The organism is Kitasatospora sp. NPDC090091 (genome assembly GCF_044747365.1).
In the GTDB taxonomy this organism is placed as follows: Bacteria; Actinomycetota; Actinomycetes; order Streptomycetales; family Streptomycetaceae; genus Kitasatospora.
The window spans coordinates 245808-264229 of sequence record NZ_JBIVDY010000005.1 but is presented as its reverse complement, the minus strand read 5'-3'; the positions used below and the strand labels follow the sequence as shown (position 1 = coordinate 264229).

Annotated in this window: 19 protein-coding genes and 1 riboswitch; of the genes, 5 read left to right on the top strand and 14 right to left on the bottom strand. The window is 69.9% G+C overall.

What is annotated here, in order from left to right; genetic code table 11:
• Window positions 1-5 precede the first annotated feature (5 nt).
• From ACIPSC_RS11040 to def, 3 genes are all read left to right on the top strand, one after another.
• The gene (locus ACIPSC_RS11040; RefSeq protein WP_400824977.1) at window positions 6-1241 is read left to right on the top strand and encodes an HD-GYP domain-containing protein; all 1236 of its coding nucleotides are present in this window, start codon (window positions 6-8) and stop codon (window positions 1239-1241) included.
• Window positions 1242-1484: 243 nt separating this feature from the next.
• A complete protein-coding gene (locus tag ACIPSC_RS11035; RefSeq protein ID WP_400824752.1) occupies window positions 1485-2477 on the top strand; it encodes a tetratricopeptide repeat protein in 993 nt (330 codons plus the stop codon).
• A 62-nt stretch (window positions 2478-2539) separates the two neighbouring features.
• On the top strand, window positions 2540-3181 hold the full coding sequence (gene def / locus ACIPSC_RS11030) for a peptide deformylase (protein ID WP_400824751.1): 642 nt from the start codon (window positions 2540-2542) through the stop codon (window positions 3179-3181).
• A 77-nt stretch (window positions 3182-3258) separates the two neighbouring features.
• Here def and ACIPSC_RS11025 read toward each other — a convergent pair whose 3' ends face one another.
• From ACIPSC_RS11025 to ACIPSC_RS10985, 9 genes are all read right to left on the bottom strand, one after another.
• Entirely contained in the window at window positions 3259-4314 is a 1056-nt protein-coding gene (locus tag ACIPSC_RS11025) for a ferritin-like protein (protein ID WP_400824750.1), read from the bottom strand.
• Window positions 4315-4907: 593 nt separating this feature from the next.
• A complete protein-coding gene (locus tag ACIPSC_RS11020; RefSeq protein ID WP_400824749.1) occupies window positions 4908-5150 on the bottom strand; it encodes a DUF397 domain-containing protein in 243 nt (80 codons plus the stop codon).
• A gap of 94 nt (window positions 5151-5244) precedes the next feature.
• Window positions 5245-5481, bottom strand: coding sequence for a hypothetical protein (locus tag ACIPSC_RS11015; RefSeq protein ID WP_400824748.1), 237 nt, complete (start codon window positions 5479-5481; stop codon window positions 5245-5247).
• Between the two features lie 97 nt (window positions 5482-5578).
• A complete protein-coding gene (locus ACIPSC_RS11010) occupies window positions 5579-6418 on the bottom strand; it encodes a helix-turn-helix domain-containing protein (protein WP_400824747.1) in 840 nt (279 codons plus the stop codon).
• Window positions 6415-6927 carry a DUF6879 family protein gene (locus tag ACIPSC_RS11005; protein ID WP_400824746.1) on the bottom strand — a complete coding sequence of 171 codons (513 nt, stop codon included), beginning with the start codon at window positions 6925-6927 and terminating at the stop codon, window positions 6415-6417. Before ACIPSC_RS11005 ends, ACIPSC_RS11010 begins: the two co-directional genes overlap by 4 nt.
• Window positions 6911-7120, bottom strand: coding sequence for a hypothetical protein (locus tag ACIPSC_RS11000; protein ID WP_400824745.1), 210 nt, complete (start codon window positions 7118-7120; stop codon window positions 6911-6913). The genes ACIPSC_RS11005 and ACIPSC_RS11000 overlap by 17 nt, the downstream gene beginning before the upstream one ends.
• A 160-nt stretch (window positions 7121-7280) precedes the next feature.
• Complete coding sequence (locus ACIPSC_RS10995) at window positions 7281-7802, bottom strand: DUF6879 family protein (protein ID WP_400824744.1); 522 nt, start codon at window positions 7800-7802, stop codon at window positions 7281-7283.
• A gap of 157 nt (window positions 7803-7959) precedes the next feature.
• Window positions 7960-8226 (bottom strand): hypothetical protein, encoded by a 267-nt coding sequence (locus ACIPSC_RS10990; RefSeq protein WP_400824743.1) that lies wholly within the window; start codon window positions 8224-8226, stop codon window positions 7960-7962.
• The gene (locus ACIPSC_RS10985; protein WP_400824741.1) at window positions 8223-8666 is read right to left on the bottom strand and encodes an ATP-binding protein; all 444 of its coding nucleotides are present in this window, start codon (window positions 8664-8666) and stop codon (window positions 8223-8225) included. Before ACIPSC_RS10985 ends, ACIPSC_RS10990 begins: the two co-directional genes overlap by 4 nt.
• A 217-nt stretch (window positions 8667-8883) precedes the next feature.
• Between ACIPSC_RS10985 and ACIPSC_RS10980 the strand changes: the two genes are divergently transcribed.
• Both ACIPSC_RS10980 and ACIPSC_RS10975 read left to right on the top strand, forming a co-directional pair.
• Window positions 8884-9741: a helix-turn-helix domain-containing protein gene (locus tag ACIPSC_RS10980; protein ID WP_400824740.1), complete on the top strand. Its 858-nt coding sequence runs from the start codon at window positions 8884-8886 to the stop codon at window positions 9739-9741.
• 17 nt (window positions 9742-9758) lie between these two features.
• Window positions 9759-9968: a DUF397 domain-containing protein gene (locus ACIPSC_RS10975; protein ID WP_400824739.1), complete on the top strand. Its 210-nt coding sequence runs from the start codon at window positions 9759-9761 to the stop codon at window positions 9966-9968.
• Window positions 9969-10028: 60 nt separating this feature from the next.
• On the opposite strand, the gene ACIPSC_RS10970 is transcribed toward ACIPSC_RS10975, so the two are convergent.
• The 5 genes from ACIPSC_RS10970 to ACIPSC_RS10950 all read right to left on the bottom strand — a co-directional run bounded on the left by ACIPSC_RS10970 (window position 10029) and on the right by ACIPSC_RS10950 (window position 18319).
• A complete protein-coding gene (locus ACIPSC_RS10970; protein ID WP_400824976.1) occupies window positions 10029-11024 on the bottom strand; it encodes a ribonucleotide-diphosphate reductase subunit beta in 996 nt (331 codons plus the stop codon).
• 20 nt (window positions 11025-11044) lie between these two features.
• A complete protein-coding gene (locus tag ACIPSC_RS10965) occupies window positions 11045-13453 on the bottom strand; it encodes a ribonucleoside-diphosphate reductase subunit alpha (RefSeq protein ID WP_400824975.1) in 2409 nt (802 codons plus the stop codon).
• A 200-nt stretch (window positions 13454-13653) separates the two neighbouring features.
• Window positions 13654-13794: riboswitch (cobalamin riboswitch) on the bottom strand.
• A 63-nt stretch (window positions 13795-13857) separates the two neighbouring features.
• Window positions 13858-15843 (bottom strand): glycosyltransferase family 39 protein, encoded by a 1986-nt coding sequence (locus tag ACIPSC_RS10960; protein WP_400824738.1) that lies wholly within the window; start codon window positions 15841-15843, stop codon window positions 13858-13860.
• A complete protein-coding gene (locus ACIPSC_RS10955; RefSeq protein WP_400824737.1) occupies window positions 15840-16904 on the bottom strand; it encodes a glycoside hydrolase family 26 protein in 1065 nt (354 codons plus the stop codon). Before ACIPSC_RS10955 ends, ACIPSC_RS10960 begins: the two co-directional genes overlap by 4 nt.
• On the bottom strand, window positions 16901-18319 hold the full coding sequence (locus tag ACIPSC_RS10950) for a glycosyltransferase family 2 protein (protein ID WP_400824973.1): 1419 nt from the start codon (window positions 18317-18319) through the stop codon (window positions 16901-16903). The genes ACIPSC_RS10955 and ACIPSC_RS10950 overlap by 4 nt, the downstream gene beginning before the upstream one ends.
• Between the last annotated feature and the right edge of the window lie 103 nt (window positions 18320-18422).

The following is an 18422-nucleotide window of genomic DNA, read 5'->3' as shown; positions in this document are numbered from 1 at the left end:
CGGCCATGGCCTTCGGAGTGGTCGCGGTGCGCGGGGTGGCCGAGCCTGGGGTGGCGCTGGCCTTCACGGTGCTGATCGCGCTCGGCGAGTGCGTCCGGATCACCCTGCCGGGCGACCGGGAGCAGGCGCCGATCGGCGCGGCCGGCGCGCTGGCGTACGCGCTGCTGGGGCCGCTGCGGGGGCTGCCGACCGGGCACGGGGTGTTCCAGGCGGTCGCGGTGACCGGGGCGGGCCTGCTGCTCGCGCTGCTGCCGGCCCTGCTGCTGCCGCACGGCGCCCGCCGGCACCGGCAGCCGCCCTGGCGCGACCAGGTCCGCCTGGACGGCGCGGCCCGGCGGCTGCTCGGGGCGGGCTTCGCGGCGGCGATCTTCCAGCCGCTCTACCTCAGCGGTGCGGTGGACCGGTTCTCCGCGGACGGGCCGGTGTACGGGGTGTTCCTGACCCTGGTGGCCGCGCTCGCCGCGCTCTGCGACGCCAGCCTGGCTGCGGTGCTGAGGCGGGCCCGGAGCGGGCTGCGGTTCCCGGCGGCGCTGGAGGACGAGCTGCGCTCGCTGTTCGGGATCGGCTCGGCGATCGCCGCGACCGGGCTGCTGGTCAGCCTCGCCGCCGGCGAGGTGGGGCTCTGGGCGCTGCCGCTGTTCTGCGCACCGCTGCTGCTGGCCCAGGTGTCGTTCCGCCGGGCCGCCGCCGTCCGGGCCACCACCGGGCAGACCATCGCCAGCCTGGCCCGGGCCACCGAGGTGGCCGGCTACACCCCGCCCGGGCACGCCCGCCGGGTGGCCGACACCGCGTGCGCGATCGGGCGCGAGCTGGGTCTGGGCACCCGTGAGCTCGCCCTGTTGGAGTACGCGGCGCTGATGCACGACGTCGGGCAGCTGTCGCTGGTCGAGCCGGTGCCGGACGGGGCGACGGCGCTGCTCCCGGACGAGGAACAGCGCCGGATCGCCCGGCTCGGCAGCGAGGTGATCATGCGGACCGGGGTGCCGCGGAAGGTGGCCGAGCAGGTGGCCCGGCTGGCCGACCCCTGGCAGGGCGGCCCGGCCGGAGCGCGCGGCGAGGTGCCGCTGGCGGCCCGGATCATCCGGGTGGCCAACGCGCACGACGACCTGCTGACGGCGGCGCGCGGGCGCGGGGTGGGCGAGGCGGTGGCGCGGCTGGAGGTGCTGGAGGCGCTGCGGCTGGGCCGGGGACGGGTCTACGACGCCCGGGTGGTGGACGCCCTCGTCCGGGTCCGCGGCTAGCGGCCGGTCTTGCGGATCAGGTCGGCCGGAGTGCCGGCCTGCTGGGGTTGAGGCACGGCGGCGGGGCGGGCAGGCTGGGTAGGGGCGGGCGCCGGCGGCGGGGGCAACCACGGCGGTGGGGAGCGCGGGCGGCGGCGGGCGTGGTTGGATGCGGTCGTAGCGTGGAACACCGACCCGGGGTACCGGGCCCGTGACGCGGGAGCGGATACGGGACTTGAGCGGACGACGACGGCAGGGACGAACGTGAGGATCTTCCACCGGGCACGGCACCGGCCGTCCGCCACCTGGCGGCAGACGACCGACCGGGCTTTCACGCTGATCGGCGACGGCCGGTACGAGGACGCGGGTGCGCTGCTGGTGATGGCGGCCGACCTGGAGCCGTGGCTGTCGGACTCCTGGTTCAACCTCGCGCTGCTGCACAAGTTCCGCCGGGACTGGGAGCAGGCGCGGGCGGCCGGGCTGCGGGCGGTGGCGCTGCTGGACCGCGAGCAGGGCGCCCCGGACTGGTGGAACCTGGGCATCACGGCGACGGCGCTGCAGGACTGGGCGCTGGCCCGGCGGGCCTGGCAGGCGTACGGCCTGCGGCTGCCCGGCGGCCCCGGCGCGCAGCCGGACGGGCCGGTGAGCCTGGACCTCGGGACGACCCCGGTGCGGCTCTCTCCGGACGGCGAGTCCGAGGTGGTCTGGGGCCGGCGGCTGGACCCGGCCCGGATCGAGGTGCTGTCGATCCCGCTGCCGTCCTCCGGCAGACGCTGGGGGGAGGTCGTGCTGCACGACGGTGCCCCGCACGGCGAGCGGGTCACCGACGGGGTGGCCTACCCGGTGTTCGACGAGATCGAGCTGTGGGCGCCGTCCCCGGTGCCGACGTACGTGGTGCTGCTGCAGGCCGCGACGGCGGCGGACCGGGACGCGCTGGAGCGGCTGGTCGCGGACGCCGGCTACGCGGCGGAGGACTGGACGTCGTCGGTGCGGCTGCTCTGCCGGGCCTGCTCGGAGAGCCGGATGGCCGCCGACGACGGGCACACCGCCCACCACGATCCGCACGACGACGGCGACGCCGCCCACCCGGGCCACCTGAGCCACCTGAGCCAGGGCGGCGCGGCCGGGATGTCCTGGCTGGTGGAGCGGGAGTGCGGGATCGCGGCGCCGGCCCACCTGGTGCGGACCCTGCTGGACCGCTGGGCGGCGGCCTCCCCGGGCAGCCGGGCATATCGCGATCTCGAAGAGGTCTGCTGAGCGGTCCGCTTACTCTTGATCGGTACACCCAGGCAGTCCACGGAAGCGGAAGATAAGCAGCGATGGCCGAGCAGCACGACCACGACCACGAGCACGATCACGACCACGGGACCGAAGCGGCCAAGCCGGTGAAGGTGGTCGGCGAGGAGCCGGACCTCTCGAAGGGCACCGCACGGCCGATCACCGTGTTCGGCAACCCCGTCCTGCACCGCGAGGTCAAGGACGTCACCGCGTTCGACGGCGAGCTGTCCGCCCTGATCGACGACATGTTCCAGTCGATGTACGCGGCCGAGGGCGTGGGCCTCGCGGCCAACCAGATCGGCGTGGACCTCAAGGTCTTCGTCTACGACTGCCCGGACGACGAGGGCGTGCGCCACATCGGCCACGTGATCAACCCGACGCTGGAGGACTACCCGGCCGACCGCCGCCGGGTGCTGGACGACGGCAACGAGGGCTGCCTGTCGGTGCCCACCGCCTACGCCGAGCTGCCCCGCCCGGACTTCGCCGCGGTGACCGGCGTCGACAAGGACGGCAACCCGATCCGCGTCGAGGGCACCGGCTTCTTCGCCCGCTGCCTCCAGCACGAGACGGACCACCTGTACGGGTTCCTCTACATCGACAAGCTGTCGAAGCGGGACCGCAAGGACGCCCTGCGGCAGATGGCCGAGGGGACGCCGCGGTACGCGACCGTGCCGAACGAGTAACGGCCGAAGGCGTGTTGAAGGCCGGTGCGGAGGCTCCGCACCGGCCTTCGGGCTGTCCGGGGCCACGGGGCCACGGGCTACGGGAGGAAGAGCCACTCCGGGCCGTAGACGAGGAGGGAGTCGACGGGGAGCTTGACCCCGTTGATCTTCTGAGCGGCCTTGCGCATCTTCCCCATCAGCGAGGGGGCAGAGCCGACAGTGCCGTCCCCGCCCTCGCCCCAGGCGGCTTCGAGGGCGCGCAGCATCTGGCTGTAGAGCTGGTTGAAGTCGGCCAGCAGAGCGGCGGTGTTCGCGTCGGGCTCGTTGCCGGGGGAGTTGATCCAGCCGCCACCGGGGATCCGGGGGATCTGGGAGGCAGCCGGCAGCGGGATGTCAGGACCGACGAAGTCGTAACATCCCTTCTGGCCGACGGGGACGAACTTCTTGCCGACCGCGATCTCCTTGAAGGCGTAGTAGTGGGCGAGTTCACCCGGGTCGCCGTGGAAGGGGTTCTCCGGGGAGGCGTCGGTGCCCTCGCCCTGGGTCTGGATGATGTGGATGGCCGCGAGGACATCGTCGATGTTGTTCATCGGGACGATGTCGTTGCCGGCGCCGTGGCTCGTGAGCGAGGCCTTCACCTGGCGCTGCCCGCTGATGAGGCCTGCGAACTTGGGGAAGACATCGGCGATGCGCTGGTAGAACGCGCCGATGGTGTTGCCGTCGGCCGCGAAGCCGAGCGGGTGCTCGGGCTTCTCGATGGACGCGAACAGGGCGGCCGACTCGCGGGTCAGCCCGCTGAGGTACACCTCCAGGCCGGGGTTGACGCCGCCGGGCAGCTGACCCGGGTACTTCGGCACGGTGGCGGGGTCGGTGAGGACGACCTTGCCGCCGATGGTGGTGAGCATGTTGCAGACCAGTCCGAAGTGCGACATCTCGTCGAAGATGATCTCGCGGATGGTGTGGCGGACCGGCTTGGTGTTGTCCGGGTCGGTGATCGACCAGAGGGCGGTGGCGTAGGGCGGGATGGTGGAGAGCTCCAACATGATCGCCCGCTGGAGCGCGTCCTTGAGCTCCTGCTCGGTCCAGTCCTCCTCGGCGATGTTCATGAGCTGGACGATCGCGTCGCTCTCGTAGTCCAGGATTCCGGTCCGCACGATGGGCCCCTTCCGTTCGGCTGTCGTCGGCGGGACCGTACTCGGGAGCGGATGCTCCGCATGCGTGTGATGCCGATGCGGCCCGGGAGTTCAGTCGGATAGGCGAAAGCCGTGTCGGTCGGGGGCCGGGCAGGGAAGCTTCGGCCGGACGGTGCCGGAGCAGACGATCAGGTAGTGGCCGGACCATCTGCTGTCGGACACCCACCGGGCCCACACCACGTCAGACGCCCGGGCCAGCTGTTCGACCGCGCGGCGACGCCGTGCCGGGAGCGGTAGCCAGGGATCACCGCCGGGGGTGTGCTCCTCGTACCGCTTCGCGAGCCAGTCGGCCGCGTCGGCCGGCGATTCCCAGGTACCTCTGATCTGGGATGCCGGCCGTAGCAGCCACCAGCGGGTCATCATCGGGGGAAGATCGGAAAGCCTGAACCCTCCGCCCTCGACCGGGCGGCGCTCGGACTCCTTCGCCAGCAGCCGGCCGTCACCGGCCCACTCGTAGCCGTGGAAGTGCACCTGCGCTTCTCCTGGGGGACGTCGAGGCCCCGGCCGCCCGCACGGGACTGCGGGCGGCCGGGGCTGTCGGGGGAGGTGGGGCGTCAGACCGAGAGGCCGAACCGCGCCGGGTCGACCCCGGCCGCGGTGAGCTCCTCGGCGGTGAACAGCAGCGGCTCGCGGTCGGGACGCTTGCTGTCGCCGAGGGCGAAGACGCCCGGGGCCTGCGGCACGGCGCCGAGGGTCACGCACGACTCGCCGTCGTCGCCCCCGCCCTGGTTGCCACCGCACGCGCGGTTGAACTCGACTCGGGAGAGGTCGAGTTCGTAGAGGTCGTGATCGGTCATCACGTGCACCTTCCGGTGTTTGGTTCGGGGCGTTTTAAGGGCCCCGTCCCGCCCGGGAGCCGGGCGGAGGTTTCGAGAGGCAATTCGAGGAAGCTCAGCCCCACAGGCTGATGCGCTTGGTGAGTTGGTCGACGGGCACCTGCCGCGGCGGCGCGTCCGGCTCGAACAGCGGCCGCACCAGGGCCCGGCCGTCCTGTGCCCCCACCAGTTCCACCAGACCCCCGGTCGTCAGGTCCTTCCGGACCGGGTTGGCATCGATCAGCGCAAGGAGTTCTGCATGCGTCCGGCGACGCTTCGTGCCGGCTGGCTGCGCGAAATCCGCATCGGACATGGGGCACTCCCGTGACTTTCGGCCTTCTTGGCTGAGTCACCAAGATAGGTGCAGGAGTCGGCTATTTCCCCACCTATGCGCGTGATTGCATAAACTCTTAGGGTGCTTCCCGAAAATCGTCCGCCCATCGTTCGAGAAGGCGTCTCATGTCTGCGCCGAAGACTGCGTAACCTTCCATCGTGGAGAACGCCTCAAGGTGTGCTGCGATGTCTTTCGGGTCCCTGAGTGCCAGCACTCCGCTCGTTGTCTCGATCGTGACGAGCGATGAGTCATAGACGGTGAAAGTGTCCATCGGCGCCGCGGGCATGAGGCCCCGCAAGGGGATCACGCCGATTCGGACGTTGGGGAGCCTTGAGACGGAGATGAGTCGATCGAGCTGAAGGGCCATCGCGGGTGCAGGGATCAATGGCCATTTGGCTGCCATTTCCGACACGAGGAACGTAAACTTCTTGCCGGTGTCGTAGAGGACTTCTTGGCGGCCCAGCTTTCGCGCGATGAGCTGGCTCTGGTCCCCGTGGAGGTGGGCGAGGCTGGCCCTGATGTATTCGGGTGTCGAGAGCAGCCCAGTGATCATCGACAGCATGAAGAATCTGAACTCGGCGGACGTGGATTCCAGGCCGGCAAGTTCCTGCTGCTTGTGGTGAAGCCCTTTTCGTCGAAGTGCTCGGAGGCCTTGCCACTCGGTGTTCGCGAGGCGGGCAAGCTCTGTGATCCGGGCCAGTGTGTCCGGCGGCGCCGCCAAGGCTCGGAGGATCTGCTTCACATCCACGAGGCTGGCTGGGGTTTTCCCGTTCTCAATCCTTGAAATCTTGGACTGAGACATGTTGCAGCGCGCAGCGAGCCGGGCTCCAGAGAGCCCGGCTCGCTTTCGCAGATCTTTCAGTGCTGCAGCTAGTTCCTGTTTGGAATGGCCCAGCTGCTCGGGAAGGAGCGTCACGAGCTGACGTACTCCAGGAACGGAATCGATTCCGCAATGGCGATCCGCTGATACTCGATGTAGGGCGCGGGGTCGCCATCGATGAGCTGGCGACTGATCTGGGTTCCGTCTGCCCTGTAGTTCATGAGGACAATGGTGGATTTATCGAACATCCAGAAGTCCTGCACCGACGCGAGCGGGTTTCCCCTGTCCGTGACGTCAAGGATTCGGATATCCTCGCCGGCTCTCACGTGGTGGCGGTAGTAGTACTCGAACTCGAAGCGGAGGTAGTCCGAGAGCGGGCGGGTCAGGACATGGACGCGGCCCACGCGCTTCCCCACGGCCGTCCACTGTGCCACCTCATCCATCCAGCCGGAGCGATAGTCGTCGGGGGACTGTTCGCCGGCCAGGAATCGGGTGAACTTCTCTGCTTCCTGAGGCATGGTGTAGGTGGAAAGCGTCTCAAGTCGCCATGCCTCCGACTGCATGGAATCGAAGCACTGGTTCCAGGCGTCACCAGCCAAGAGCACGGAACGCCTCCTTGAGGACACTCTCGGGGATTTCGACGATGCCCTCTCCGCTGGGCGGGACGAAAGCTTGCGACAGGCTGCCCTGAACCACGAACGATCCCGTCTCCGTTCGGTAGACGTTGGGGCAGTCCTTCTCTCCGCACTCGCCGTTCCCACTGCCCGTAAGACGAGTGAGCGCTGAGCGTCCAGACATGTCAAGCCTCCTTGTATCAAGCTGGTTTGACTGACCAGCGGACAACGTACTGGCGTGGAAGGCTTGCCGTCCACGCGCGGACGTGCTTATTCACGTCCTTGACTAAGGATCTTGGTCAGGCGTCGCAGGGGCTGGGCGGGGGTGGTCCAGGATGGTGGGTTCACCTGGTTCCGTGCCGCTCCCACCAGTCGATGAACGGCTCGGCGTGGCTCAGGGCCGTGTCGCGCCAGTGAACCCACTTCTGCACGTTGGGCTCTTCCTCTGCTCCGAGGAATCCGCCCTCGTCGTCGTAGACCATCGAAACGGTCCTGGACTCGTCGAACATCCAGAAGTCCGGGACACCTTCGAGAGGGTTCGGCTTCTCCGTGACGTCGAGGATGAAGAACTCTTCGCCGGCAGTGATATTCGTTCGATAGCCCCATCCCAGTTCGAACTGGAGGTATGGGGTGAGAGGGCGGGCCAGGACGTGGACGCGGTACATCCGGCGCCCGGCGTTGGTGTTCCGTCGGACCTGCGCCAGCCACCGGGCGTTGTAGTCGACGGGTTGGGACTCTCCGGCCAGGAACGCCTGAAAGGCGTCGACGTTGCCGGACTTGCTGTAGTCGTCCAGCGTCTCCAGCCGGAACGCTTCTCGCTGGAAGTCGTCGAAGAGTGCGCCGAAGGCGGTACGAGAGATTGTCACGGGGAATCCTCACTGCGAGGTGATCACGTGCGTAGAAGTCTCGGTGCGCGAAAGCCTCCCGGCCTCCGGGCGCCGGGTCAAGGGTGCGAGCTTTCCGGGGCGGGAAAGTGGTTCGGGCGTCCCCGCCCGGCGTGGGCGCCGGGCGGGGACGCGGGAGTCAGAGCGTGCTGATCGTGATGGGGTGGGCGGTCCAGCGGGTGAGTTCGCCGACGTAGAGGGTGACGCTCCAGCGGCCGCTCCGGGCGAGGCAGCGGGCGACGCCGTCGCCCGAGCCGGGACCGATGCAGACCCGGATGAAGTCGCGGTGGGCCGCGCGGACGGGGAGTCCGCGGATCCGCTCCCAGAGGACGGGGAGCGCGTGGTCCAGGGTCGGGAAGTCGGCCGGGAGCATGATGCCGGTGATCTCGGCGTGGACCGGGTTCACGCGACGGTCTCCCCGGCCGGGGCCGGCTGAGCGGCGATGTGGCACCAGACGAACTTCCCGATGCCTCCCACGCGCGGGCAGCAGCCCCACTGGGTCGCCAACTCCCGGACCAGGAGCAGGCCGCGGCCGCACTCGTCGGTGGCGGCGGTCGGGCGGGGGACGGGCTTCTCGCTGTCCGCGTCGTGCACCTCGATGCGGAGGAGGTCGTCGGAGAGGCTGAAACGGACCTGGATCAGGCGGCCCCGGGGCGTACGGGTGTGCTGGACGGCGTTGGTGACGAGCTCGGAGACGAGCAACTCGCCGGTGTCGAGGAGCGGTTCGCCGCTGGGGTGGGGCCGGAGGAAGTCGCGGAGCTGCTGCCGGGCGGTTCGGGGGGACCGCTGGTGCCGGGGCAACCAGCAGGCCTGCTCGGTCGGGGCGGGGGAGACGGTTTCAGGCATGGCGGGGCCACCTCGCGGGGGTGCAGGTGAGAGCAGCTGAAGAGGGCATGGGAATGCCCGGGTGATGAGCCCATCTTGATCACTTTGTGTCGCGTCGAGGGCTACGTTGAGTAGCATGCTCTCGCTCTCGTGCATTTCGCAACCGACTCTTTGGAACATGTTCCAAGATCTTTGTGTGGCGGTACGCTGGTGCGGTCCAGGCGTGAAGGGGCGTCAAATGAGCGATGTACGGCCGACGGTGCGCCGCCGCAGACTGGCTGCCGCGCTGGTCAAGCTGAGGGAAGATGCGGGCAAGACGCCTGAGGAAGCGGCTCGACGGATCGGCTGCCACCGGACCAAGATCAGTCGAATCGAGAACGCCAGGTTGGGCATCTCCCTCGGAGAGTTGCGTGACCTGCTGACCTTCTACGGCGTCGGTGATCAGGCGCACGTCGACGACCTGGTGGGCATGGCGCGTCGTGGTCGTGAGCCGGGCTGGGTGCAGCGCGCGAGCTTGGCGAGGCCGTCTTACTCGGACTTCATCGGCTATGAGGAGACGGCTGACTACATCCGGTCGTTCCAGAACGTGCTGGTGGCAGGCCTGCTGCAAACACCGGACTATGCCCGAGCCGTGCTTCAAGCGCGACCGTCCACCTTGAGCAAGGATGAGGTGGAGGCTCTTGTGACTGCGCGGATTGCACGGCAGGAGGTGTTGAACCGCGCCAGCCCGCCGCGCATCTGCGTAATCGAAGGGGAAGCGGCTCTGCGGGTCCAGGTGGGCGGGGCGAAGGTCATGAGCCAACAACTCGACCGGCTCCTGGAGATGGCGGAGCGGCCCAACGTTGAGCTCCAGATACTGCCGGATCGAGCTGGGGCTCATCCCGGGCTCATGGGGTCATTCGTGCTGTTCAGCTTCCCCACGCCGACATACTCGGACGTCGTGTGTGTCGAACACCGGACGGGGACGCTCTACATGGAGACGCCGGCGGAGACTGAGGACTACACGCTGATCTTCGATTCGCTCCGCTCGATCGCCTTGAGCCCGGCTGACAGTCTCGACATGATCGCTCGGGTGCGGCAGGAGCTGTACCACTAGGCAGTAGAGAGGTGAGCATGCTCGCAGCGGAACTTGGAAACGTCGCATGGCGCAAGAGCAGTTACAGCGGGCAGGGTGGTGATTGCGTCGAGATCGCTGTCGGTGCGGCCAGGCTGGTGCCCGTTCGGGACTCCAAGGATCCTGATGGGCCGGCTCTGCTCTTCGGCACCGACGCCTGGGACTCGTTCCTCACCGGGGTCAAGGACGGCGAGTTCCCCACCCCCTGATTCAACAGCGCTGCCCCGCACGGCTTGGCCGTGCGGGGCAGCGCTGTCATGTCCGACGACTTAGAAGTCGTCGTCGAAGGCGACCGAGCCCTCGACCGCGACCTGGTACGCGGACACCCGGCGCTCGAAGAAGTTCGTCAGCTCCTGGACGTTCTGCAGCTCCATGAAGCCGAACGGGTTGCTCGACCCGTACCGGATCGGCATGCCGAGGCGCGCCAGACGCTGGTCGGCCACGGCCTGGAGGTACTCGCGCATCGACGCGGTGTTCATGCCGGGCAGACCCTCACCGCACAGGTCCTGGGCGAACTGGAGCTCGGCCTCGACGGCCTCCTCCAGCATCTCCGTCACCTGCTTGGCCATCTCCTCGTCGAAGAGGTCGGGCTCCTCCTCGCGAACCGTGTCCACCACGGAGAACGCGAAGTCCATGTGCATGGACTCGTCGCGGAACACCCAGTTCGTCCCGGTCGCCAGACCGTGCAGCAGGCCCCGGCTCCGGAACCAGTACACGTACGCGAACGCCCCGTAGAAGAACAGCCCCTCCACACACGCGGCGAAGCAGATCAGGTTGAGCAGGAACGCCCGCCTGTCCTCCTTCGTCTGCAGCGAGTCGATGTGGTCGACCGCGTTCATGTACTTGAAGCAGAACTGGGCCTTCTGGTGGATGGAGGGGATGTTCTCCACCGCGGCGAAGGCCGCGTTGCGGTCCTCCGGGTCGGGCAGGTAGGTGTCGAGCAGCGTCAGGTAGAACTGGACGTGCACGGCCTCCTCGAACAGCTGCCGGCTCAGGTAGAGCCGCGCCTCCGGGGAGTTGATGTGCTTGTAGAGGCTCAGCACCACGTTGTTCGCGACGATCGAGTCACCGGTCGCGAAGAAGGCGACCAGCCGCCCGATCATGTGCCGCTCGCCCTCGCTCAGCTTGGCGAGGTCGGCGACGTCGGAGTGCAGGTCCACCTCCTCCACCGTCCAGGTGTTCTTGATCGCGTCCCGGTACCGGTCGTAGAACGACGGGTAGCGCATCGGGCGCAGGGTCAGCTCGAAGCCGGGGTCGAGCAGCATCTTGCGGTCGTCGTCGGTGCTCACTGGCAGGCCTCGCAGGACTCGGGGTTCTCCAGGGAGCAGGCGATGGCGTCCTGCTCCTCCTGGGTCATGGTCGGGGTGCCCACGCTGACCGGGTTGGCCGGCTGCGGCGCGGCCGTGCGGGCGGTCCCGGACGCGGCCTGGGCGATCCGGGTCGCCGGGCGCGAGCGCAGGTAGTAGGTGGTCTTCAGACCGACCTTCCACGCGTACGCGTACATCGAGCTGAGCTTGCCGATGGTCGGCGCGGCCATGAAGAGGTTCAGCGACTGGCTCTGGTCGAGGTACGGCATGCGCGCCGCGGCCAGGTCGATCAGCGCGCGCTGCGGCAGCTCCCAGGCCGTCCGGTACAGCGAACGGACCTCGGCCGGCAGCCAGTTGAGCTCCTGGACCGAACCGTTGGCGTCACGCAGCGCGTCCCGGGTCTGCTGGTCCCAGACGCCCAGCTCCTTGAGCTCGCGCACCAGGTACGGGTTGACCTGGAGGAACTCGCCCGACAGCGTCTCGCGCTTGAACAGGTTGGAGACCTGCGGCTCGATGCACTCGTACACACCGGCGATCGAGGCGATCGTGGCGGTCGGCGCGATGGCCAGCAGCAGCGAGTTGCGCAGCCCGGTCCCGGCGATCCGGGTGCGCAGCGCGGCCCAGCGGTCGGCCCACTGCGGGGCGGCCGACGGGAAGTGGTCGATGTGCAGCTCGCCGCGGGCGGCGCGGGTCTCGCCGTACGCCTCGTGGCGGCCCAGCTGCTCGGCCAGGTCGGCGGAGCGCTCGTACGCGGTGAGCATGATCCGCTCGGCGATCAGGGTGGAGAGGGTCTTCGCCTCGGCGGAGTCGAAGTCGATCCGCAGCTTGAAGAAGACGTCCTGAAGGCCCATCACGCCCAGGCCGACCGGCCGCCAGCGGGAGTTCGACGTCCCGGCCTCGACGGTCGGGTAGAAGTTGATGTCCACCACGCGGTCGAGGAAGGTCACGGCGGTGCGCACGGTGGCGTCCAGCCGCTCCCAGTCCATCGCGCCGATCAGGTCGGCGGCGGTGGCGCCGTCGGCCACGTGGGCGCCGAGGTTGACCGAGCCGAGGTTGCAGACGGCGGTCTCGGAGTCGTCCGTGACCTCCAGGATCTCCGTGCAGAGGTTGGAGGAGTGCACGGTGCGGCCGGGCAGCGCGGTCTGGTTGGCGGCGCGGTTGGAGGCGTCCTTGAAGGTCATCCAGCCGTTGCCGGTCTGCGCCAGGGTGCGCATCATCCGGGCGTAGAGGGTCTGCGCGGGGATGGTGCGGACGGCCTTGCCGGCCAGCTCGGCCTTGCGGTAGGCCTCGTCGAAGTCCTCGCCCCAGAGGTCGACCAGCTCCGGCACGTCGGCCGGGGAGAACAGCGACCAGTCCTCGTTCGCGTTGACCCGGCGCATGAACTCGTCCGGGATCCAGTGCGCCAGGTTGAGGTTGTGGGTGCGGCGCGCCTCCTCACCGGTGTTGTCGCGCAGCTCCAGGAACTCCTCGATGTCCGCGTGCCAGGTCTCCAGGTAGACGCAGGCCGCGCCCTTGCGGCGGCCGCCCTGGTTGACGGCGGCGACCGAGGAGTCGAGGGTGCGCAGGAACGGGACGATGCCGTTGGACTTGCCGTTGGTGCCCCGGATCAGGCTGCCGCGCGAGCGGATCCGCGAGTAGGAGAGGCCGATGCCGCCGGCGTGCTTGGAGAGACGGGCGATCTGGGCGTACCGGGAGTAGATCGAGTCCAGGTTGTCGAGCGGCGAGTCCAGCAGGTAGCAGCTCGACATCTGCGGGTGCCGGGTGCCCGAGTTGAAGAGGGTCGGCGAGGAGGTCAGGTACTCCAGCCGGCTCATCAGGCGGTACAGCTCGGCCACCTCGCGCACCGACTGCTCGTTGTCGCCGACCGCCAGGCCACAGGCGACGCGGAGCAGGAAGTGCTGCGGGGTCTCGACGACCTTGCGGGTGATCGGGTGGCGCAGCAGGTAGCGGGACTGCACGGTGCGCAGGCCGAAGTACTCGAAGCGGTCGTCACCCTGCGGGTCGATCATCGCGTCGAGGACGTCGGCGTGCTTGGCGACGAGGGCGGCGGTGGTGTCGCCGATCAGGCCCTCGGCGTGGCCGACCGCGATCGAGGTGGAGAAGGAGACCACGCCCTGGGTCGCGGCCTCGTCGACGATCTCCAGCGCGAGCAGCCGGGCGGCGAGCTTCGAGTACTGCGGGTCCTCGGCGATCATCGACGCTGCGGCGTCCACGGCCAGCCCGCGCAGCTCGGCGAAGTCCGAGCCGGCGTGGCGGCCGCGCAGCGCGGCGGCGGCGACATGGCCGGGGTCCACCTGCGGAAGGTCGACGCTGCGGTCGGTCAGCACCCGGAGCAGAGCGCCGCCCGGGTCGGAGACCGTCGGGTCGGCGGTGGCGGAGCTGGACACCTGGGCGGGCAGGGTGGCTGAGGCAGCGGTGGTCAAGGCGCTCTCTCCTGGCGGCGATCGGCGGCGGTGGATCGAATCACCGGGCCGTTCGGGGCAGGGGAGCACGGCGCGGCAGCCGAACGGCGTCGCGCGACGGTGTCATCCCCGGCCCGCCCGCGAGGCCCGGAAGTACTACTGGTGCTGAAGGCCTCTGCGGGGAGGGCGACCGGCACACCGTCGGCAGGTACTCGGACTCGCGGGCTCGGCTTGAGCCGCCCGCACACCGCTGCGGGGCAGTCCCGGATTCCCACCGGGTTCCCCTGCGTCGACAGCAGGGACGAGCATACATCTAGTGGCGGCTGAGTATGACGGCCCCATATGTAGTGGCGGGCGTGTCGCCGAGCCCGGGCCGCGCGCCCGGGCTCTCAGTACCGGAGGAACACTTTGTACGTGCCGGAATCGCCGGTCGGGGAGCTGAACTGAGCGATCAGGCGGTAGTGCCCGCCGGCCCCGACAGCGTCCGCGACGGCCCGGTTGATGGCGCTCGGCGCGGTGCTGTCGAGGACGACGAGGTTGAACCAGCCGTCCCGGACGGCGGTGACCGTGCCGTCGTCGCCGCGGTGCACCACGCCGGCCCGGTCCTGGTACTCGGTGCCCCGGCGGGCCGAGAACCACTGGTCCGGCTTGCTGACGCTGCCCAGGTAGTACTCGGGCAGTCCCTCGACCTCGGTGAGGTAGCGGCCGCCGTGCGGCTGGGCGTGCAGGCGCAGCACGCTGAGCAGCCGGCCGGAGTCGGGACCGTCCTGGTAGCGCAGGGACGCCTGCTCCAGCCCGAGGGCGAGCAGCACCACCCACACCAGGATGCCCAGCTGGGGGTTGCGGAAGTGCGCGCCGACCAGCCGGGTGATGCCCACGCCGGCCAGCGGTGCGGCGAAGAGCATGCCGAACCCGAGGTGCCGGAACATCACGCCCGGGGTGCCCAGACAGGCGTACAGGACCGGGATCAGCAGCGCCGTTCCGCACAGGGTGGTGCTCAGCGCCGCGCGGCGCAGCCGGGTGGCCGTGATCTCGTCGTCCTCGGGCGACTCGTACATCCGCTCGCGCCGCACGTAGGCGGCCGCCCCGGCGCAGGCCAGCAGCGTGAACAGGCCGCTCCACTGGGCCGCGGAGAGCAGGACCGAGCCGGCCGACCGGGCCTCGTGGCCCTGCGTGGGCGACCAGGCCGCAATGTCGTCCAGCAGGCCGAAGGGCAGCAGCAGCCCGACGGTGCCGACGGCCAGGAGCAGCGCCCGCAGGGCGGCCGGGCCGCGGCCCTTCCGGGCCGAGGCGGAGATCACGGTGAGGGCGAGCAGGGTGGGCAGGGCGACCACGGCGGCGTACTCCGCGGCGACCGCCAGGGCCGCCACCGGCGCGGCCAGCAGCACCAGGGCCACCGGGGCGCGGGCGGTCCGGACGACGATCCAGGCGGTGACCGCGACCAGGGCGATCGCGAGGGCGTCCGGGGCCGCGTAGAAGCCGACCACCACGGTGGACTGCACGACGGCGTACGCGGCGGCGCCGCAGATGGCCACGCGCTCGTTGAAGAGCCGGCGGGTCAGCGAGTAGGCCAGGACGGTGGTGGCCAGGGCCAGGACCAGGCTGACCAGCCGGGCCCCGAAGATCCCGCTCGCGTTGGCGGCGGCGCCGGCCAGCGGCGGGTAGAGCCAGGGCGCGCCGGGGATGCGGTGGACCAGGTCGGTCGTCACCGGGGTGCCGTCGAACAGGTGGTCCAGCTCCTGGCGGCCGACGATCATGGCGATGGCCTCGTCGGGGTGTGCGGCGCCGAGCAGGCGCAGCGAGAGCGCCGCCTGGACGGCCAGCACGGCGAAGAGCAGGGCGCGGCCGATCCAGCGCCGCCGGGGGCTGGGCGCCGGGTCCCAGCCGGTCGCGGGGACGGCCGGGATGGTGTACGGGGCCAGCTCCACGGGCGGGCCGTCGGACGGGTGGAACCGCGGGTCGGTGGGCGCCGGGCCCTCCTCGGCGTGCGCGGGCCCGTCGTGGTGGGCGGTGCCGTCGTGGTGCGCGGGCCCGTCGTGGTGGGCGGTGCCGTCGTGGAGCGCGGTGGCGTCCTGGTGCGCGGTGGCGTCCTGGTCCGCGGGCCCGTCGTGGTGGGCCTGCTCCTCCGGGTACGCGACGTCCTGCCGGTGGGCGCTGTCGTCCGGGTACGCGTTGTCGTCCGGGTACGCGGGCTCGTCCGGGTACGCCGGGTACGCCGGATCCACCGGGTACGCAGGGTCGAGGAAGCCGGCCGGCTCGTCCGGGTGCCCGGGGCCGTGCGCTCCGCTCCCGGCCTGCGCGGTGTCCTCGGTCTTCGCCGTCCGGGCCGGGGTGTGCGGGGTGAACCAGGGGGAGTCGGTCTCTGAGGGCATCATGGGTTCCGGATGTCGAAGCCGTAGCGAGGGTCGGACACGCGCTGCTTGTAGTCCGCGAGCGACGGCGGGGAGGTCTCGATGCGCCAGTCCGCCCGTTTCACCATGTTGAACCAGACGAACCCGACGATGTCGTCGTGCGTCTCGATCCCGGTGAAGAGCTGGTCGATGTCGGCGCGCTGGCGCTTCCCCTGCTGGGAGGCCGTCTCGCTGATGAAGAACGGCTTCTTGCAGAAGGCGCGGATCTCCGCCATGGTCGCGCCGTAGAGCGTGTCGAAGGTCTTCGGGCCGGTGAGGGTGAAGTAGCCGGTCATGCCGGCCCAGTCCACGTAGGTGTCTCCGGGGTAGTACGGCGCGAGCCGGGTGTTGGGCGCCGGGACGGTGATGTTCGGGCTCCAGACCCAGATCACGTTGGTCGCGCCGGCCCGGTCGAAGATGTCGTGGATCCGGCGCCAGGCGCCGACGAAGTCGGCGGCGCTTGCGGCCTGCCGGCCCCACGGGTACCAGTCGCCGTTCATCTCGTGCGCGATGCTGATGGCGATGGGCAGGTTGAGCTTGGCGGCCGCCTTGGCCACGCCCCTGACGTAGTCGTCGGTCTCGCCGGCCGCGATCGCCGCCATCGAGGGGGAGTGCGGCTCCCAGGCCATGAACGGCAGCGCCCCGGCCTCGTAGATCCGTCGGACGCCGGCGGTGTCGAAGCCGTCGCCCCAGCTCGCGTAGTACTCCACGACGTTCGGCTGCTTGCCGATCATGGCGGTGAAGCTGCTCAGCGGGTCCAGCTTCGCGGGGACGTCGTCCAGCGCCGTCCCCAGGTACTTGCGGCTCGGCTTGAGCAGCGGCGTGACGTCGTACGGGACGTCGCCGGTGGCCGGCTTCTTGTGGCCCGGGGCGGCCGCGGCGGCGGTCCCGGTGCCGGTCGCCCCGGCGGCGACGGACTCGGGGACGGCGAACCCGGGGTCCTCGGGGCCGCAGGCGGTGGTCAGCAGCAGGCCGGCGGTCAGCACGGCGATCAGGGCGAGCGGGCGGCGGCCGGCCCGGCGGCGGTGGGCGGACACGGTGATCACACAGCTTCCGTGGGACGCGGCTGGACCAGGACGCGGCCCACGATGACGGCGTAGAAGAGGCCGGACGCGAGCACCAGGGCGAAGTTGAGCGCGCCCATGGTGAGCATGCGCCAGATCCCGAAGCCGACCCAGGCCAGGGCGGTCCCGCCGCCCCAGGCGATCACGCCGATCCAGAACCGGCGGGTCTTGTTCTTCCGGGCGCCGCTGGAGCCGGTCGGCTGCCAGGCCATCCGGTTGCGGCGCAGGATGTCCCAGATGGCGAAGACGTGGGCCCAGCCGTACATCATCCGGGCGGCCCAGGCCTCCAGCCGGTAGGGGTTGCGGTGCCAGAGCGGGAAGATGAGCGTCGCGTACACCAGGCCCGGGATCACCAGCATGGTGTTCTCCCACCGGATCAGGTCGGGCCGCGTGATCAGCAGCACGATCGGCACCAGCGGGGAGACGATGGTGAACAGCGCCGTGTGGATGTAGTAGAAGAAGCCGGACATGTAGCACATCCGGGTGATCGGGCGGAGCTTGGTGCTCCAGAACTTCCGGCTGCCCAGCAGGCTCATCGAGCCGGTGCACCAGCGGTACTGCTGGTTGAAGAAGCCGCCCACGTTGTCAGGGCAGACGCCGGCCGCCAGCGCGATCGGCACGTAGTGCAGGTTCCAGCCCAGCCGGCGCAGGTCGAAGCCGGTGTGGACGTCCTCGGAGTGCTCGATCAGCGTGGTGCCGCCGTTCTGCTCCAGGGCGGCCCGCCGGTAGACGGCGCAGCTCCCGACGCAGATCGCGCCGTCGTTGCGCTGCCGGGAGACCTGGACCGTCCGGTAGAAGAGCTCCTGGACGGCCCCGGCGCCGCGCTCGATCCAGTTCTGGGAGTCGAGGATGCGGAAGTACTGCGGGGATTGAACGATCCCCAGCTCGGGATCGTTCTCCATGTAGGGGAGCAGCTCGTCGAGCAGATCGGCCCGGGGCGCGAAGTCGGCGTCGAGGATGAGGATGTAGTCGCTGTCGGAGTTGCGGAAGCCGAACTGGAGGTTGCCGGCCTTCTTGAACCACCCGCGGTTGTTCCGGGTGCCGTAGACGAATTCGAAGTCGACGGCCATCTGGGCGAGTTCGGGGCTGTCGCTGTCGTCCAGGACGTACGGGGTGACCTCGCCCGGGTACTGGTCGCGCAGTCTGGCGACGTGGGTCCAGGTGTTGTGCAGCACCTCGATCGGTTCGCCCGCGACCGGGAGGAAGACGTCGACCGTGGGGTACCGCTCCGGGCGCCAGGCCTTCACCAGCGCGCGGTGCGCCTTGAGGTCGAAGTTCTCGTTGAAGCCGTGCACCCAACGGGATATCAGGTAGTAGACGATCGTGAAGGCCAGGAACGGGACGAACACCCAGAACCACGGGGTGGCGCCGACCAGGCCGATCTCGCTGGCCACCATGCAGCCGAAGCTGACGAGGGAGAAGCAGGTGAGCACCCAGAGGTGGCTGCGGGTGTAGGAGTACTTCTCCACGCCGTCCGGCGGCTGCGGCAGCAGTCCGCGC

Bases quoted from the DNA above. Each gene is read 5' to 3' on its own strand.
- ACIPSC_RS10970 (WP_400824976.1), bottom strand. From the start codon at position 11,024: ATGCTGCTCGACCCCGGCTTCGAGCTGACCCTGCGCCCGATGCGCTAC.
- ACIPSC_RS11000 (WP_400824745.1), bottom strand. From the start codon at position 7,120: ATGTCTGGACGCTCAGCGCTCACTCGTCTTACGGGCAGTGGGAACGGC.
- def (WP_400824751.1), top strand. From the start codon at position 2,540: ATGGCCGAGCAGCACGACCACGACCACGAGCACGATCACGACCACGGG.
- ACIPSC_RS10975 (WP_400824739.1), top strand. From the start codon at position 9,759: ATGCTCGCAGCGGAACTTGGAAACGTCGCATGGCGCAAGAGCAGTTAC.
- ACIPSC_RS11020 (WP_400824749.1), bottom strand. From the start codon at position 5,150: ATGACCGATCACGACCTCTACGAACTCGACCTCTCCCGAGTCGAGTTC.
- ACIPSC_RS10980 (WP_400824740.1), top strand. From the start codon at position 8,884: ATGAGCGATGTACGGCCGACGGTGCGCCGCCGCAGACTGGCTGCCGCG.
- ACIPSC_RS10950 (WP_400824973.1), bottom strand. From the start codon at position 18,319: ATGGTGGCCAGCGAGATCGGCCTGGTCGGCGCCACCCCGTGGTTCTGG.
- ACIPSC_RS11040 (WP_400824977.1), top strand. From the start codon at position 6: ATGGCCTTCGGAGTGGTCGCGGTGCGCGGGGTGGCCGAGCCTGGGGTG.
- ACIPSC_RS11015 (WP_400824748.1), bottom strand. From the start codon at position 5,481: ATGTCCGATGCGGATTTCGCGCAGCCAGCCGGCACGAAGCGTCGCCGG.
- ACIPSC_RS10960 (WP_400824738.1), bottom strand. From the start codon at position 15,843: ATGATGCCCTCAGAGACCGACTCCCCCTGGTTCACCCCGCACACCCCG.
- ACIPSC_RS10985 (WP_400824741.1), bottom strand. From the start codon at position 8,666: ATGCCTGAAACCGTCTCCCCCGCCCCGACCGAGCAGGCCTGCTGGTTG.